Raw genomic sequence first — 14,576 nt, 5'->3', positions numbered from 1 at the left:
AGGAGAAGGCCGTGGCCGAGCAGAAAAACTTCGACAACTACATAGGCGGGGAATGGGTAGCCGGCAGCGGCTACTCGCGCAACATCAACCCCTCCGACCTGAGTGACTGCCTGGGCGAGTACGCCCAGGCCGACGCCGTCCAGGTAGCCCAGGCCATCGCGGCGGCCCGCGCGGCCTTCCCGGCCTGGTCCGTTTCCGGTATCCAGGCCCGCGCCGACGCCCTGGACAAGGTGGGCAGCGAGATCCTCGCCCGCCGTGAGGAGCTGGGTACGCTGCTGGCGCGGGAGGAGGGCAAGACCCTGCCCGAAGCCATCGGCGAAGTGAGCCGGGCCGGCAACATCTTCAGGTTCTTCGCCGGCGAATGCCTGCGCCTGGCCGGTGAAGTGCTGCCGTCGGTTCGCCCCGGCGTATCGGTGGAAGTTACCCGTGAACCCCTGGGCGTGATCGGCCTGATCACCCCCTGGAACTTCCCCATCGCCATTCCTGCCTGGAAGATCGCCCCGGCGCTCGCCCACGGCAACTGCGTGGTGTTCAAGCCCGCCGACCTGGTGCCGGGCAGTGCCTGGGCCCTGGGCGAAATCATCTCCCGCGCCGGCTTCCCCGCCGGGGTATTCAACCTGGTGATGGGCAGTGGCCGTGTCGTCGGCGAGGCCATGGTCAACGACGCCCGCGTCGACGGCATCAGCTTCACCGGCTCGGTGGGTGTTGGTCGAAGCATCGCCGCCGTCTGCGTCGCCCGTGGCGCCAAGGTGCAGCTGGAGATGGGCGGCAAGAATCCGCAGTTGATCCTCGACGACGCAGACCTCAAGACTGCCGTCGAGCTCGCCGTGCAGAGTGCCTTCTACTCCACCGGCCAGCGCTGCACCGCCAGCAGCCGCCTGATCGTCACCGCCGGCATCCACGACCGCTTCGTCGAGGCCATGGCCGAGCGCATGCGCGGCATCCGCGTCGGGCATGCGCTGCGTAGCGGCATCGATATCGGCCCAGTGGTGTCCCAGGCCCAGCTGGAGCAGAACCTGCGCTACATCGACATCGGCCGCGACGAAGGCGCGCGCCTGGTGGCCGGTGGTGAGCGGGTGAGCTGCGATACCGAGGGCTACTTCATGGCCCCCGCGCTGTTCGCCGACAGTGAAGCCGGGATGCGCATCAACCGCGAGGAAATCTTCGGCCCGGTGGCCAACGTCATCCGCGTGGCCGACTACGAGGCGGCGCTGGCGCTGGCCAACGACACCGAGTTCGGCCTCTCCGCCGGCATCGCCACCACCTCGCTCAAGTACGCCAACCACTTCAAACGCCACGCTCAGGCCGGGATGGTCATGGTCAACCTGCCCACCGCCGGGGTGGATTACCACGTGCCCTTCGGTGGCCGCAAAGGCTCGTCCTATGGGCCGCGCGAGCAGGGCCGCTACGCCCAGGAGTTCTACACCACGGTGAAAACCACCTACATCGCGGGCTGATCCAGGCGGGGGCAAGGCATGCCCCCGTACTCCATCAGGGACTACCGGTACAACAACAAGCACAGGTAGGAGTTGGTCGTGAAGATCAAACGAGTCAGAGTCACCCCCATCGCGTTCCGCGATGCGCCGCTGCTCAATGCCAGCGGCATCCACGAGCCCTTCGCGCTGCGCTCGATCATCGAAGTCGAGAGCGACAACGGTTTCATCGGCCTCGGCGAGAGCTACGGCGACGCCCCGGTCCTGGCGGTACTGCAGGCCATGCAGGACAGCCTGGTCGGTCTGGACCCCTTCGACCTCAATGGCCTGCGCACCCGTGTCATCAAGACGGTTGCCGCCCTCGGCCCGGCAGAAACGGGTGCGGAACTGGCCCCCGGCTCCCATCCCAGCAAGCAGGTGACCAACGCCTATTCGGCCTTCGAGGTCGCCTTCCTCGACCTGCAGGCGCGCTCGCTGAACATGCCCCTGGTGGACCTGCTGGGCGGTGCCGTGCGCACCGAAGTGCCCTTCAGCGCCTACCTGTTCTTCAAGTACGCCGAACACATCGACGCGCCCTACGCGCCGGACTCCTGGGGCGAGGCCCTCTCCGAGGCGCAGATCGTCGCCCAGGCCGCGCGGATGATCGAAGCCTACGGATTCCAGAGCATCAAGCTGAAAGCCGGCGCCCTCGAGCCGGAACACGAAGTCGCCTGCATCAAGGCGTTGAAGAAGGCCTTCCCGAACCATCCGCTGCGCATCGACCCCAACGGCAACTGGTCGCTGGACACCGCCTTGCGCATGGCCGAACTGCTGGGCGACGACCTGCAGTACTACGAAGACCCCACCCCCGGCCTGGACGGCATGGCCGAACTGCACAAGCGCACCGGGATGCCGCTGGCCACCAACATGGTGGTCACCGATTTCGACGAATTCCGCCGCAGCGTCGCGCTGAACAGCGTGCAGATCGTCCTCGCCGACCACCACTACTGGGGTGGCCTGCGCGACACCCAAGTGCTGGCGCGGATGTGCGACACCTTCGGCCTGGGCGTCTCCATGCACTCCAATTCCCACCTCGGCATCAGCCTGATGGCCATGACCCACGTGGCCGCCGCCGTGCCCAACCTCTCTTACGCCTGCGATACCCACTACCCCTGGCAGGAGGAAGACGAGGAGGTCATCAAGGGCGGCAAGCTGCCGATCCGCAATGGCTGCGTCAGCATCACCCGCGCGCCGGGCCTGGGCGTGGAACTGGACCAGGATCAGCTGGCCAAACTTCATGAGCAGTACCTGTCCATCGACATCCGAAGTCGCGACGACGCGCGGCAGATGCGCAAATACGACCCGGACTGGAAGATCAGGAAGCCGAGGTTCTGAAGACTGTCCGCTGCCTGCGGAATGACATGTAACCCTCGCGCGGCAACCCGCGCGAGCTCTTCGACAAGAACAATTCAGAGAGAAGAACCATGGGCGAAGTCCTGAAACAAACCCGTGTGCGTTACCTGATCCTGCTCATGCTGTTCCTGGTGACCACGATCAACTACGCCGACCGCGCCACCATTTCCATCGCCGGCTCCGCCATCCAGAAGGAGCTCGGTATCGACGCCGTCATGCTCGGCTACATCTTTTCCGCCTTCGGCTGGGCCTACGTGCTCGGCCAGATTCCGGGCGGCTGGTTGCTCGACCGCTTCGGCTCCAAGCGCGTCTACGCCCTCAGTATCTTCACCTGGTCGGTGTTCACCCTGTTGCAGGGCTTCGTCGACGTGGTGCCGATCGCCTGGTCGGTGGTGACCCTGTTCATGCTGCGCTTCCTGGTGGGCTTCGCCGAGGCGCCGTCCTTCCCGGGCAACGCGCGCATCGTCGCCGCCTGGTTCCCCACCGCCGAGCGCGGCACCGCGTCCGCCATTTTCAACTCCGCGCAGTACTTCGCCACGGTGATCTTCGCCCCGCTGATGGGCTGGATCGTCCACAGCCTGGGCTGGGAGCACGTGTTCATCGTCATGGGCACCATCGGCATCCTGTTCTCCGGGGTCTGGCTGAAGTTCATCTACAACCCCAAGGAACACCCGCTGATCAACCAGGCCGAAATCGACCACATCGCCAGCAACGGCGCCCTGGTGGACATGGACCAGAACCGTCGCCAGCCGGGCAACGGGCCGAAGTGGGAGCACATCAGGCAATTGGTGAGCAACCGCATGATGGCCGGCATCTACCTGGGCCAGTTCTGCATCAACGCGCTCACCTACTTCTTCCTCACCTGGTTCCCGGTGTACCTGGTGCAGGAGCGCGGCATGACCATCCTCAAGGCGGGCATCATCGCCTCCCTGCCGGCCATCTGCGGCTTCATCGGCGGTGTGCTGGGCGGGGTGCTGTCCGACTGGCTGCTGCGTCGCGGTCATTCCCTCAGCGTGGCGCGCAAGACCCCGATCGTCTGCGGCATGCTGCTGTCCATGACCATGATCCTGTGCAACTACGTGGATGCCGACTGGATGGTGGTGGGCTTCATGGCCCTGGCCTTCTTCGGCAAGGGCATCGGCGCCCTCGGCTGGGCGGTGATGTCGGATACCGCGCCCCGGCAGATCGCCGGCCTGGCCGGTGGCATCTTCAACACCTGCGGCAACCTGTCGTCCATCACCACCCCCATCGTCATCGGCTACATCATCGCCGCCACCGGTTCCTTCAAATGGGCCCTGGTGTTCGTCGGCATCAACGCCTTCCTCGCCGCCTTCAGCTACCTGTTCATCGTCGGCGAGATCAAGCGCATCGAGCTCAAGGGCGTAAAGCCCGAGGCTGAAACCAAGGCAGCCGGCGAAGAGCCCGCCGCCAGCCCAGCCCGTTAATCCGCAGAAGGACAGAGAAATGACCCAGCAACAACACAACGGCACCCCGCGCATCACCGAGCTCACCGTGGTGCCGGTGGCGGGCCAGGACAGCATGCTGCTCAACCTCAGCGGCGCCCACGGCCCGTACTTCACCCGTAACGTGGTGATCCTGAAGGACAACGCCGGCCATGTCGGCGTGGGCGAAGTGCCCGGCGGCGAAGCCATCCGCCAGACCCTGGAAGACGCCCGCACCCTGCTGGTGGGACAGTCCATCGGCCACTACCAGCGCCTGCTCAACCAGGTGCGACAGGCCTTTGCCGACCGCGATTCCGGCGGCCGCGGCCTGCAGACCTTCGACCTGCGCATCGCCATCCATGCCGTTACCGCCCTGGAAGCGGCCCTGCTCGACCTGCTCGGCCAGCACCTCGGCGTGCCGGTGGCGGCCCTGCTCGGCGAAGGCCAGCAGCGCGACGAAGTGGAGATGCTCGGCTACCTGTTCTATGTCGGTGACCGTAACCGCACCGACCTGGACTACCGCAGCGAAGCCGAGGCCGATGATGCCTGGTTCCGCCTGCGCAACGAAGAGGCGCTGACCCCCGAGGCGGTGGTGCGCCTGGCCGAGGCCGCCCATGCCCGCTACGGCTTCAACGACTTCAAGCTCAAGGGTGGCGTGCTGCAGGGCGAAGCGGAAATCGAAGCGGTAACCGCGCTGGCCGAGCGTTTCCCCGAGGCGCGCATCACCCTCGACCCCAACGGCGCCTGGTCCCTCAAGGAAGCCATCGCCCTGTGCCGTGACCAGCACCAGGTGCTGGCCTACGCGGAGGACCCCTGCGGCGCCGAGAACGGTTACTCCGGCCGCGAGGTGATGGCCGAGTTCCGCCGCGCCACCGGCCTGCCCACCGCCACCAACATGATCGCCACCGACTGGCGCCAGATGGGGCACGCCATCTCCCTGCAGTCGGTGGACATCCCCCTGGCCGACCCGCATTTCTGGACCATGCAGGGTTCGGTGCGCGTCGCGCAGATGTGCAACGACTGGGGCCTGACCTGGGGCTCGCACTCCAACAACCACTTCGACATTTCCCTGGCCATGTTCACCCACGTCGCCGCGGCGGCGCCGGGCAAGATCACCGCCATCGACACCCACTGGATCTGGCAGGACGGCCAGCGTCTGACGAAGGAGCCGCTGCGCATCAATGGCGGTAAGGTCAAGGTGCCGGAGAAGCCAGGGCTGGGTGTGGAGCTGGACATGGATGAACTGGCCCGTGCCCACGCACTGTACAAGGCCAAGGGCCTGGGCGCGCGCGACGACGCCATCGCCATGCAGTTCCTGGTGCCGAACTGGACCTTCAACAACAAGCGGCCCTGTCTGGTGCGTTGACTCGACAAACGTGCCGATCCACCGCTGATGGTGGATCGGTGAAGCGTGATCCACCCTACGCAGCGCCTTGATTCCAACCGTAGGGTGGACATCGCTCTTCATGTCCACCAAACCCGATGGTGGATGTTCGAACCACAGAACAACAACGGAGTCAGCCATGCAGTTGATCCAACACCAGGACTCCCCGCGCCACGTACGCCTGCACCCGGACGACAACGTCGCGATCGTCGTCAACGAACAGGGCGTGGCCGAAGGCGGTCGGTTCCCCGATGGCCTGGTCACCCGTGAAGCCATTCCCCAGAGCCACAAGGTCACCCTGGTGGACATTCCCGCCGGCGGCGCGGTGCTGCGCTATGGCACTGTCATCGGCCATGCCCTGCGAGCCATTCCCCGTGGCAGCTGGGTGCGGGAAGAGCTGCTGAGCATTCCCGAGGCGCCGGGGCTGGACCAACTGCCCATGGCCACCGCCGTGCCGTCGCCTATGGCGCCATTGGAGGGCTACACCTTCGAAGGCTTCCGCAATCCGGACGGCAGTGTCGCCACCCGCAATATCCTCGGCGTGACCACCACTGTGCAGTGTGTCACCGGTGTGCTGGACCACTGCGTGGAGCGGGTACGCAAGGAGCTCCTGCCCAAGTACCCCAACGTCGACGATGTGATCGCCCTGACTCACAGCTACGGCTGCGGCGTGGCCATCAACGCGCCGGACGCGGTGATCCCGATCCGCACCCTGCACAACATCGCACGCAACCCTAACCTCGGCGGCCAGGCGCTGGTGATCGGCCTCGGTTGCGAGAAGCTCCAGGCCGAGCAACTGATGCCGGGTGACGAACTCACCGCAGGCCAGGACGAGGAAGCCTGGCTGTTCCGCCTACAGGACTCGGCCAGCGGCTTTGCCGGCATGGTCGAGCAGATCATGGGCATGATCGAGGACCGCCTGAAGGTGCTCGACCAGCGCCGCCGGGAAACCTGCCCGGCCTCAGAGCTGGTGCTGGGCATGCAGTGCGGCGGCAGCGATGCCTTCTCCGGTGTCACCGCCAACCCGGCCCTGGGCGTGGCCGCCGACCTGTTGGTGCGCACCGGTGCCACCGTGATGTTCTCGGAGAACACCGAGGTGCGCGACGGCATCCACCTGCTCACCCCGCGCGCGGCGATGCCAGAGGTGGCCCACGCGCTGGTGCGGGAGATGGACTGGTACGACCGCTACCTGGCCCGTGGCATGGCCGACCGCAGCGCCAACACCACCCCCGGCAACAAGAAGGGCGGGCTGAACAACATCGTCGAAAAGGCCATGGGCTCCATCGCCAAGTCGGGCAACAGCGCCATCAACGGTGTGGTCGCCCCCGGTGAGCGCGTGCGCGGCAAGGGCCTGCAGTTTTGCGCCACCCCGGCCAGCGATTTCATCTGCGGCACCCTGCAACTGGCGGCGGGCATGAACCTCCATGTCTTCACCACCGGCCGCGGCACGCCCTACGGCCTGGCCATGGTGCCGGTGGTCAAGGTCTCCACCCGCACCCAGCTGGCCGAGCGCTGGCCTGACCTGATCGATGTCGATGCCGGGCGCATCACCTCGGGGCGCATCTCGCTGGAGGAACTGGGCTGGGAGCTGTTCCAGTACTACCTGGACGTGGCAAGCGGCAGGAAACGCACCTGGGCCGAAGTGCACCGGCTGCACAACGACCTGACCCTGTTTAACCCCGCTCCGGTAACTTGAATCACCCGTAGCGAACTGGAGACGCCGGATGGAACCCAGGATTCTTCATGTCGGCCCGTTGACTGAGCGCTTCAACCAGCGCCTGGCCAGCGAGTACGACGTGCAGCAACTATGGAAGCAGAGCGATGCCCTGGCCTTCCTCGATGAGCATGGCGCAGCGTTCGAGGTGGTAGTCACCTCGGCGCGCTTCGGCTGCTCCGCCGCGATGCTCCAGCGGATGCCCATTGTCCGCGCCATCTGCAGCTTCGGCGTCGGTTACGACGCCATCCCCGTGGACGAAGCGCGCCAGCGTGGCATCCAGGTCAGCTACACCCCGGATGTGCTCAACGACTGCGTCGCCGACCTGGCCATGGGCCTGTTGATCGACAGTGCGCGGCGCATTAGTGCGGCGGACCGCTTCGTCCGCGCCAGCCTCTGGCCGGCCGGTCACTTCCCGCTGGCGCGCAAGGTCAGCGGCAAGCGCCTGGGCATCGTCGGTCTCGGCCGTATCGGCAAGGACGTGGCGCGCCGAGCCAGTGGTTTTGACATGCAGGTGCGCTACCACAACCGCCGTCCGGATGCGGACAGCTCATACCGCTTCGAGCCGGGCCTGCTGGCGCTGGCGCGCTGGGCCGATTTCCTGGTGCTGACCTGCCCGGGCGGCGCGGCCACTCATCACCTGATTTCGGCACCGGTGCTCGACGCCTTGGGGCCGGAGGGCATCCTGATTAACGTCGCCCGTGGTTCGGTGGTGGACGAACAGGCGCTGGTGGCGGCACTGATGGAAGGGCGCCTGGGCGGTGCCGGACTGGACGTGTTCCAGGCCGAGCCACGCGTGCCCGAAGCCCTGCTTTCACTGGACAACGTGGTGCTGGCGCCGCATATCGGCAGCGGCACCGAAGAGACCCGCCTGCAGATGGAGGAACTGGTGTTCGCCAACCTGCGGGCTTTCCTCGACAAGGGCGAGGTGCTGACCCCGGTGGTCTGACCCGCCCGATCCGATAGCGGTGGTCGCGTCGGCCGACCCCACTATGCGAGGCGCCGCCACAAGCGGCGCCTCGTTTCCTCCCCACGAATTTGAGCTGCGGATTGGCAGTGACGGCGCACCACGAGCGCGCCGTTTTTTTGTGGGCGGGAAATCTGGTGCGCACGGTGCCCCCTACGCGGAGATCGTGCCCGGTAGGGTGCGCTGTGCGCACCGGGTATTGCGCGGGATTGGCCGTCAGAACTGATAGCTCAGCGTGGCCGTCACATTGCGCTTCTCGCCGAAGTAGCAGAAGTCCAGGCTGTAGCAGGACGCCACATAGTCCTCGTCCAGCAGGTTGTTGGCGTTCAGGCTGAGGTCCAGGCCTGGCATGCCCAGCTTGCCGAGGTCGTAGCCGATGAGGGCGTCGACCAGGGTGTAGGAGGGCACGTGCAGGGTGTTCTCCTTGTCTGCCCAGGTCTTGCCGACATAACGCACACCGAGCCCGGTGCGCAGGCCGTCGAGGGCGCCGGCGTTGAACTCGTAGTCACCCCAGATGGAGGCCATGTGCTCGGGCGCCTGGTTCGGGGTGTTGCCCTGGTTGCCGTCCAGCGACTTGGCGTAGGTGATGTCGGTGTAGGTGTAGCTGGCCAGGACCTTGAAGTTCTCGCTGACCTGGGTGTGGGCTTCCAGCTCGATGCCCTGGGAGCGCACTTCGCCGACCGAGGTGAAGAAGTTGTCCTGGGGCAGCTTGGAGGCGACGTTCTGCTGGGTGATGTGGAACACCGAGGCGGTGTACATGCTGTTGCTGTCTTGTGGCTGGAATTTCAGGCCCGCTTCCCACTGCTTGCCCTCGGTGGGCTCCAGCGCCTTGCCGGCGGCATCCGAATAGGCGTTCGGGTTGAACGACTCGGAGTAGCTGATGTAGGGCGCAATGCCGTTGTCGAACAGGTAGAGGACGCCGGCGCGGCCGGTGAACTTGCTCCATTGCTCGTCGCTTTTGCCGCCCGTGGTGCGGTTCTCGTCCGAGACGTCCACCCAGTCCTGGCGCACGCCAAGGGAGAAGCGCCACTGGTCGAGGTCGATCAGGTCCTGCATGTACAGGCCGGTCTGCTCCAGGCGACGGGTGTGGTTGTCCTCGGAGAGGAAGGTCAGGGTTTCGTTGCCGTACACCGGGTCGAAGGCGTTGAGCGGCGTGGAGACGCCCGAGGTCCAGTCCACGTGGGTCTTGCGGCGCTGGTAGTCGAGGCCGGTGAGCAAGGTGTGGCGGGCACTGCCCCAGTCGAATTCGGCCTGCACCATGTTGTCGATGATGTAGGCCTCCAGCTCCTCGCTGGCGCCGGTGAAGTAGCGGTTCAGCTCATTGCTGTCCGGCGCGGTCCAGCCGTAGCCATAGACCTGGGACAGGTCGACGTCGGAACTCAGGTAGCGGAAGTTCTGCCGCGCGCTCCAGACCTCGTTGAAACGGTGTTCCAGCTGGTAGCCGAACATGCGCTGGGTGCGGTCGAAATCATCCAGGCCGGGTTCGCCGTCGAAGAACTCGCGGTCGATGCGTCGGCCGTTGTGCTGGAACAGGCTGCCGTCGGCCGGCACGCCGCTGTGGTAGCCGCCGTTGGGGTCGTGCTGCAGGTAGCCCTGCAGGGTCAGGGTGGTGTCTTCGCTGAAATCGATGGCCAGGGTCGGGGCGATGGCGTAGCGCTCGTCCTTGGTGTGATCGAACTGGGTGTCGCCGCCCTTGCCGAGGCCGACCAGGCGGTAGGCGATGCGCTTCTCGTCATCCAGCGGACCGCTGAAGTCGAAGCCCACGCCCTTCTGGTTCATGTTGCCCAGCATGGCCTGGACCTGGTGGTAGTCCTCGTAGAGCGGCTTCTTGCTGGTCAGCGCCACCAGGCCGCCGGGCAAGCTGCGGCCGTAGAGCACCGAGGACGGTCCCTTGAGCACGTCGATGCGCTCGAGGAAGTAGGGATCGACCTGCATCGAGCTGAAGGTGCCGCTATCACCCATGGTCTTCAGGCCGTCGAGGTAGATGTTGTCCACGCTGTTGTCGGCGAAGCCGCGCATCACCACATAGTCGTAGCGGTTCGAGGCGCCCACTTGGCCGGTGAAGATGCCGGGGGTGTAGCGCATGGACTGCTGCACGGTCTTCGAACCCTGGTCGTCGATCTGCTCGCGGGTGATCACCGAGACGCTCTGGGAGGTTTCCATCAGCGACTTGCTGGTCTTGGTGGCGATTTGGCTGTGGGTGGCCAGGTAGCCGTCCTCGCTGCCCAGCGCGTTGCCCAGGGCGAAGACCTGGGTGCTGGGTACTTCCAGCGTGCTGCCGGCGGGCACTTCGCGCAGCACGAAGCTGCCGTCGCCGAGGTTCTCCGCTTGCAGCGGGGTGCCGCCGAGGAGCAGGGCCAGGCCGGCTTCCACCGAGTAGCTGCCGTTCAGGCCCTGGGTGCTCAGGCCGCGGGTCTGCGCCGGAGTGGCGGAGAGGTTGATGCCGGCCTCGCGAGCGAAGCGGTTCAGCGCCACGTCCAGGGCCCCGGCGGGGATGGCGTAGCTGCGGCTGGCGACAGCCGCCGCTTCTTCGGCGATGGCGCCGGCGGGCAGCAGTGGGGCGGCCAGCACTGCGGACAGCAGGGCGCCACGAATGGCAAGGGCGAGGCGGGAAGCGCGTGGTGCGGTCATGGGGTGTCCGAGAAAGTTGCAGTGGTTAATGGGAGTTATTCCCATTGCCGGCCTTCCCCGGAAAACCCGCCAAAAAATTTTGGATGCCATTCGAACCGGTGTAGCGGCTCGAAACCTGTGGGGGCGATTTCAATCGCAATGGGCAGCGCAGCTGCCCCCTTGGAAGTGCCCAACAGCAGGCCTGCGGCCTGCATAGCGAATGAATTCGCCCCCACAGAAAAGCGACGAGTGTTTGCTCAAGCCCGCGCCTCCACCGTCACCCACCACCGCGTGCGGTAGTCCAGTTGCACGGGCAGGGTGCGCGGCAGCAGGACCAGCAGCTTGTCGGTATCGTCGAGGCGGAACACCCCGGACAGGCGCAGGTCCCGGATGCTTTCGGCGCAGGCCAGGCGGCCGTTGCGATAGCGCGAGACTTCGGCGAGGAAGTCCGTCAGGCGCATGTCGCGGGTGACGATCAGGCCCTCGGTCCAGGCGCCGGCTTCCATGTCCAGGCGCGGTACCGGCAGGATGCCCTCGCGGGTGATGTCGAAGCTCTGCCCGGCCTCCGCTACCTGTCGAGAAAGGCCGATTGCCGGCTTCAGCGCCACGCTGCCTTGCAGCACGCTGACGCGCGAGGCTGCCTTGCCCTGGCGCAGCACGAAGCGCGAGCCCCGGGCCTCCAGCAGGCCGTGGTCGGTGCGCACACGCAGGGGCAGGCCCTGGGCCGGGCCGCTGACCAGGATTTCCCCCCTCCGCAGGTCGAGCAGCCGCTGCTGCGCACCGAAGCGGATATCCACCGCCGAGTCGGTGTTCAGTTGCAGGCGAGTGCCATCGGCCAGGTCCAGGCTGCGGCGCTCGCCGGTGGCGGTGGTCAGGTCAGCGGTCAGGCGCTCCCAGGGGGCGATGTCGCGGGTCAGCCAGAGCGCGGTGCCGCCCACGGCAATGCCGGACAGGAGCTTGAGCGCCTGGCGCCGGCGCAGCCGCTGGCTGGCGTTGTCGAGTACCAGGCCGGAGCCGGGTAGGGCCTTGAGGCCCTGGCCCAGTTCGCGGTCGAGTTGCTGCACCCGTTGCCAGGCCAGTTCGTGGTCGGCGCTGAGTCCGCGCCAGTGCTCGCAGGCTCCATACAGCTCGGCATCGCCGTTACCGCGCAGGCGCAACATCCAGTGAATGGCCTGGCGCACCACCTGCTCGTCGGGAGCTGCGGTTTTGCCCTGGGCGCTCATTCGGCGAACCGCAGCAGGTAGCACTGGTAGAGGGCGTCGGCTACGTAGCGCTCCACCGAGCGCAGGGAAATGCCCATCTGCGCGGCGACTTCCTTGTGGGTCAGGCCTTCGCACTGGGCCAGCAGGAAGGCGGTACGGGCCTTGGGCTTGAGGCGGTCGAGCATCAGCGCGATGCGCTCCAGCACTTCGAGGATCAGCTCGCGCGACTCGGGCGAGGGCGCCTCGGCCTCGGGCAGCTGGGCCAGGGCTTCCAGGTAGGCACGCTCCAGCTCCTCGCGGCGCCAGTGGTCGATCACCAGGCCACGGGCCACGGTACGCAGGAAGGCGCGCGGGGCGCGCAGGTCGAGGCTGTCGCTTCTGCCGAGCAGGCGCAGGAAGGTGTCCTGGGCCAGGTCGGCGGCATCGGCCGCATTGCCCAGCTTGCTGCGCAGCCAGTTCTTCAGCCAGCCGTGATGCTCGCTGTACAGCGCCTGGACGGTGAGGTGGGGAAAAGACATGAGGGCCACCGCAAGATGCGATAACAAATGAAAATTAGTCGCATTTTCATGGCGCGACAAGGCTTTTGCAACCTTGGTTGTGTGCCAGGTCCGATACAGTCGTCGGAATTCTCTTGCGGGACCCGTAAGGTGGATGTCGCCTTCCACATCCACCAACGGAGCCTGGCGGAACCTCGAACGGTGGACCGGTGAAGCGTGGTCCACCCTACGCAAGCACCATCGCTAGCGATACCAGCGCGGTGTGTACACCCAGTCCTCGCCATCGGCCCTTGGCACGCGGCGGGTCAGGGACGAGCCGATGATCACCAGGGTGCGCATGTCCACCTGCTTCGGGCGCAGTTCGCCGAGGCTGGTGAGGGTCAGCTTCTCCGCCGGGCGGCCGATATCGCGGCCCAGCACCACCACTGTTTCCGGCGCGCGATGGCGGGCGACGATTTCCAGGGCGCGACCCAGTTGCCAGGGGCGTGCCCGGGAAATGGGGTTGTAGAAGGCCATGGCCAGGTCGGCGGCGGCGGCGTGGTCGAGGCGCTGCTCGATCACTTCCCAGGGCTTGAGGTTGTCCGACAGCGACAGCAGGCAAAAGTCATGGCCCAGCGGTGCGCCGGCCTTGGCAGCGGTGGCGAGGGCGGCGGAGACGCCGGGGAAAACCTGCAGTTCGACGCGCAGCCAGTCCGCGTCGCGGGATTCGTCCAGGGCTTCCAGTACGGCGGCGGCCATGGCGAACACACCCGGGTCGCCGGAGGACACCACCACGACGCGGCGCCCGCTGGCCGCCAGTTCGAAGGCATGGCGGGCCCGTTGCAGCTCCTCGCGGTTGTCGGTGCAGTGCGCTACCTGATCGGGGCGCAGCGGGCCGGCCATGCGGATATAGGTTTCGTAGCCGAGCAGGTCCTCGGCCTCGTCAAGGGCCTGGCGCGCGGCCGGCACCATGAACTCGGCGGCGCCGGGGCCGAGGCCGACCACGGTCAGGCGGCCGCGCGGCTGGCCGATCAGGGCCGGGTCCAGCGGTGCGTTCGCCAGGTAAAGACGAATACCGTCGCCGTGCTGGTGCAGCGGCGGCAGCTCAGCTTCGTCGGTGACGAATCGCAGAGGCACGCCAAGCTCGGCGGCGGTCGCTGCCAGGTCGCCGTCGATCATCCGGTCGCGATCCGCCAGCAGGCAGGCTAGGGACAAAGGCGCCAGCCCGGCGTCGACCAAGGCCTGACGTACAGCCTCAGCATTCGCTGCTCCATCGATTCGTGCCACGGCGACGCGCGGATGGATCAGCAATTCGTGACGCCCCGCCGGACGAGCCTCGGCGGTGATGCGGATAACCCGTTGCGCCTCGTTTGCCAAGGGCAGGGGGACCTCGTCCAGCCAGGGCGCTTCGCCCTGTACCCGCACCGCCTCACCGCCCAGCAGGTCGGAGACGAAGCGCTTGCCCTGTTCGATATCGGCGAGGGCGTAGCCCGCTGGCGGGTCCAGCAGGCAGGTACCGAAGCGCAGTTCGCCGCTGGTAGTGATGGCCGGCGCCACCTCCAGCGCGGAAGCGATTTCCCGCGCCATGCGGTTCACCCCACCGAGGCCGCCGAGCAGCGGCACCACGGCGCTGCCGTCTTCGGCCAGCGCCAGTACGGGCGGCTCCGCGCCCTTGCTCGCCAGTAGCGGCGCCAGGGTGCGGATGACGATGCCGGCGGCGCACAGGGCGATGATCGGGGTATCGCTGCGGTAGAGGCTGCGCAAGGTCTCGCCGAATTCGGCGTAGCTCTGGTCGGCGCCTTCCACCCGTTGCTCCAGGCCCAGGATACGCGCCTGTGGATAAAGCGCCTGGATGCGCCGGGCCGTGGCCAGGCCGCCATTGCCGAGCAGGACGATGGCCGGTGGGTTATGCATGGTCGAGTTCCACAGGTAGGGTGCGCCGTGCGCACCGGGAGC

The 14,576-nt window shown here is 66.6% G+C and carries 9 protein-coding genes and 1 pseudogene; 6 read left to right on the top strand and 4 right to left on the bottom strand.

Annotated features, from left to right (window positions below; translation table 11 throughout):
• The first annotated feature begins 11 nt into the window (after positions 1 to 11).
• The 6 genes and pseudogenes from E8F12_RS07400 to E8F12_RS07375 all read left to right on the top strand — a co-directional run bounded on the left by E8F12_RS07400 (position 12) and on the right by E8F12_RS07375 (position 8,314).
• Positions 12 to 1,457 carry an aldehyde dehydrogenase family protein gene (locus E8F12_RS07400; RefSeq protein WP_280324622.1) on the top strand — a complete coding sequence of 482 codons (1,446 nt, stop codon included), beginning with the start codon at positions 12 to 14 and terminating at the stop codon, positions 1,455 to 1,457.
• Positions 1,458 to 1,535: 78 nt separating this feature from the next.
• A complete protein-coding gene (locus tag E8F12_RS07395) occupies positions 1,536 to 2,807 on the top strand; it encodes a glucarate dehydratase family protein (protein WP_280324621.1) in 1,272 nt (423 codons plus the stop codon).
• 86 nt (positions 2,808 to 2,893) lie between these two features.
• Positions 2,894 to 4,270, top strand: a pseudogene (locus tag E8F12_RS07390) (MFS transporter); the annotation flags it as partial.
• 19 nt (positions 4,271 to 4,289) lie between these two features.
• A complete protein-coding gene (gudD, locus tag E8F12_RS07385) occupies positions 4,290 to 5,633 on the top strand; it encodes a glucarate dehydratase (RefSeq protein ID WP_280324619.1) in 1,344 nt (447 codons plus the stop codon).
• 157 nt (positions 5,634 to 5,790) lie between these two features.
• Complete coding sequence (garD, locus tag E8F12_RS07380; RefSeq protein ID WP_280324618.1) at positions 5,791 to 7,347, top strand: galactarate dehydratase; 1,557 nt, start codon at positions 5,791 to 5,793, stop codon at positions 7,345 to 7,347.
• A 28-nt stretch (positions 7,348 to 7,375) separates the two neighbouring features.
• Positions 7,376 to 8,314, top strand: a complete 939-nt coding sequence (locus E8F12_RS07375) for a 2-hydroxyacid dehydrogenase (RefSeq protein WP_280324617.1) — start codon at positions 7,376 to 7,378, stop codon at positions 8,312 to 8,314.
• Positions 8,315 to 8,548: 234 nt separating this feature from the next.
• Here the strand turns inward: E8F12_RS07375 and E8F12_RS07370 are convergent, their stop codons facing one another.
• From E8F12_RS07370 to cobJ, 4 genes are all read right to left on the bottom strand, one after another.
• A complete protein-coding gene (locus E8F12_RS07370; RefSeq protein ID WP_280324616.1) occupies positions 8,549 to 10,963 on the bottom strand; it encodes a TonB-dependent siderophore receptor in 2,415 nt (804 codons plus the stop codon).
• 236 nt (positions 10,964 to 11,199) lie between these two features.
• Complete coding sequence (locus tag E8F12_RS07365) at positions 11,200 to 12,165, bottom strand: FecR family protein (RefSeq protein ID WP_280324615.1); 966 nt, start codon at positions 12,163 to 12,165, stop codon at positions 11,200 to 11,202.
• Positions 12,162 to 12,662 carry a sigma-70 family RNA polymerase sigma factor gene (locus E8F12_RS07360; RefSeq protein WP_280324614.1) on the bottom strand — a complete coding sequence of 167 codons (501 nt, stop codon included), beginning with the start codon at positions 12,660 to 12,662 and terminating at the stop codon, positions 12,162 to 12,164. Before E8F12_RS07360 ends, E8F12_RS07365 begins: the two co-directional genes overlap by 4 nt.
• Positions 12,663 to 12,884: 222 nt before the next feature.
• Positions 12,885 to 14,534 (bottom strand): precorrin-3B C(17)-methyltransferase, encoded by a 1,650-nt coding sequence (cobJ, locus tag E8F12_RS07355; protein WP_280324613.1) that lies wholly within the window; start codon positions 14,532 to 14,534, stop codon positions 12,885 to 12,887.
• Between the last annotated feature and the right edge of the window lie 42 nt (positions 14,535 to 14,576).

The sequence above is a fragment of the Pseudomonas sp. BN102 genome (assembly GCF_029871245.1).
In the GTDB taxonomy this organism is placed as follows: domain Bacteria; phylum Pseudomonadota; class Gammaproteobacteria; order Pseudomonadales; family Pseudomonadaceae; genus Metapseudomonas.
Note: the sequence above shows the minus strand (reverse complement) of the source record. Positions and strands in the feature narration are given on the sequence as shown.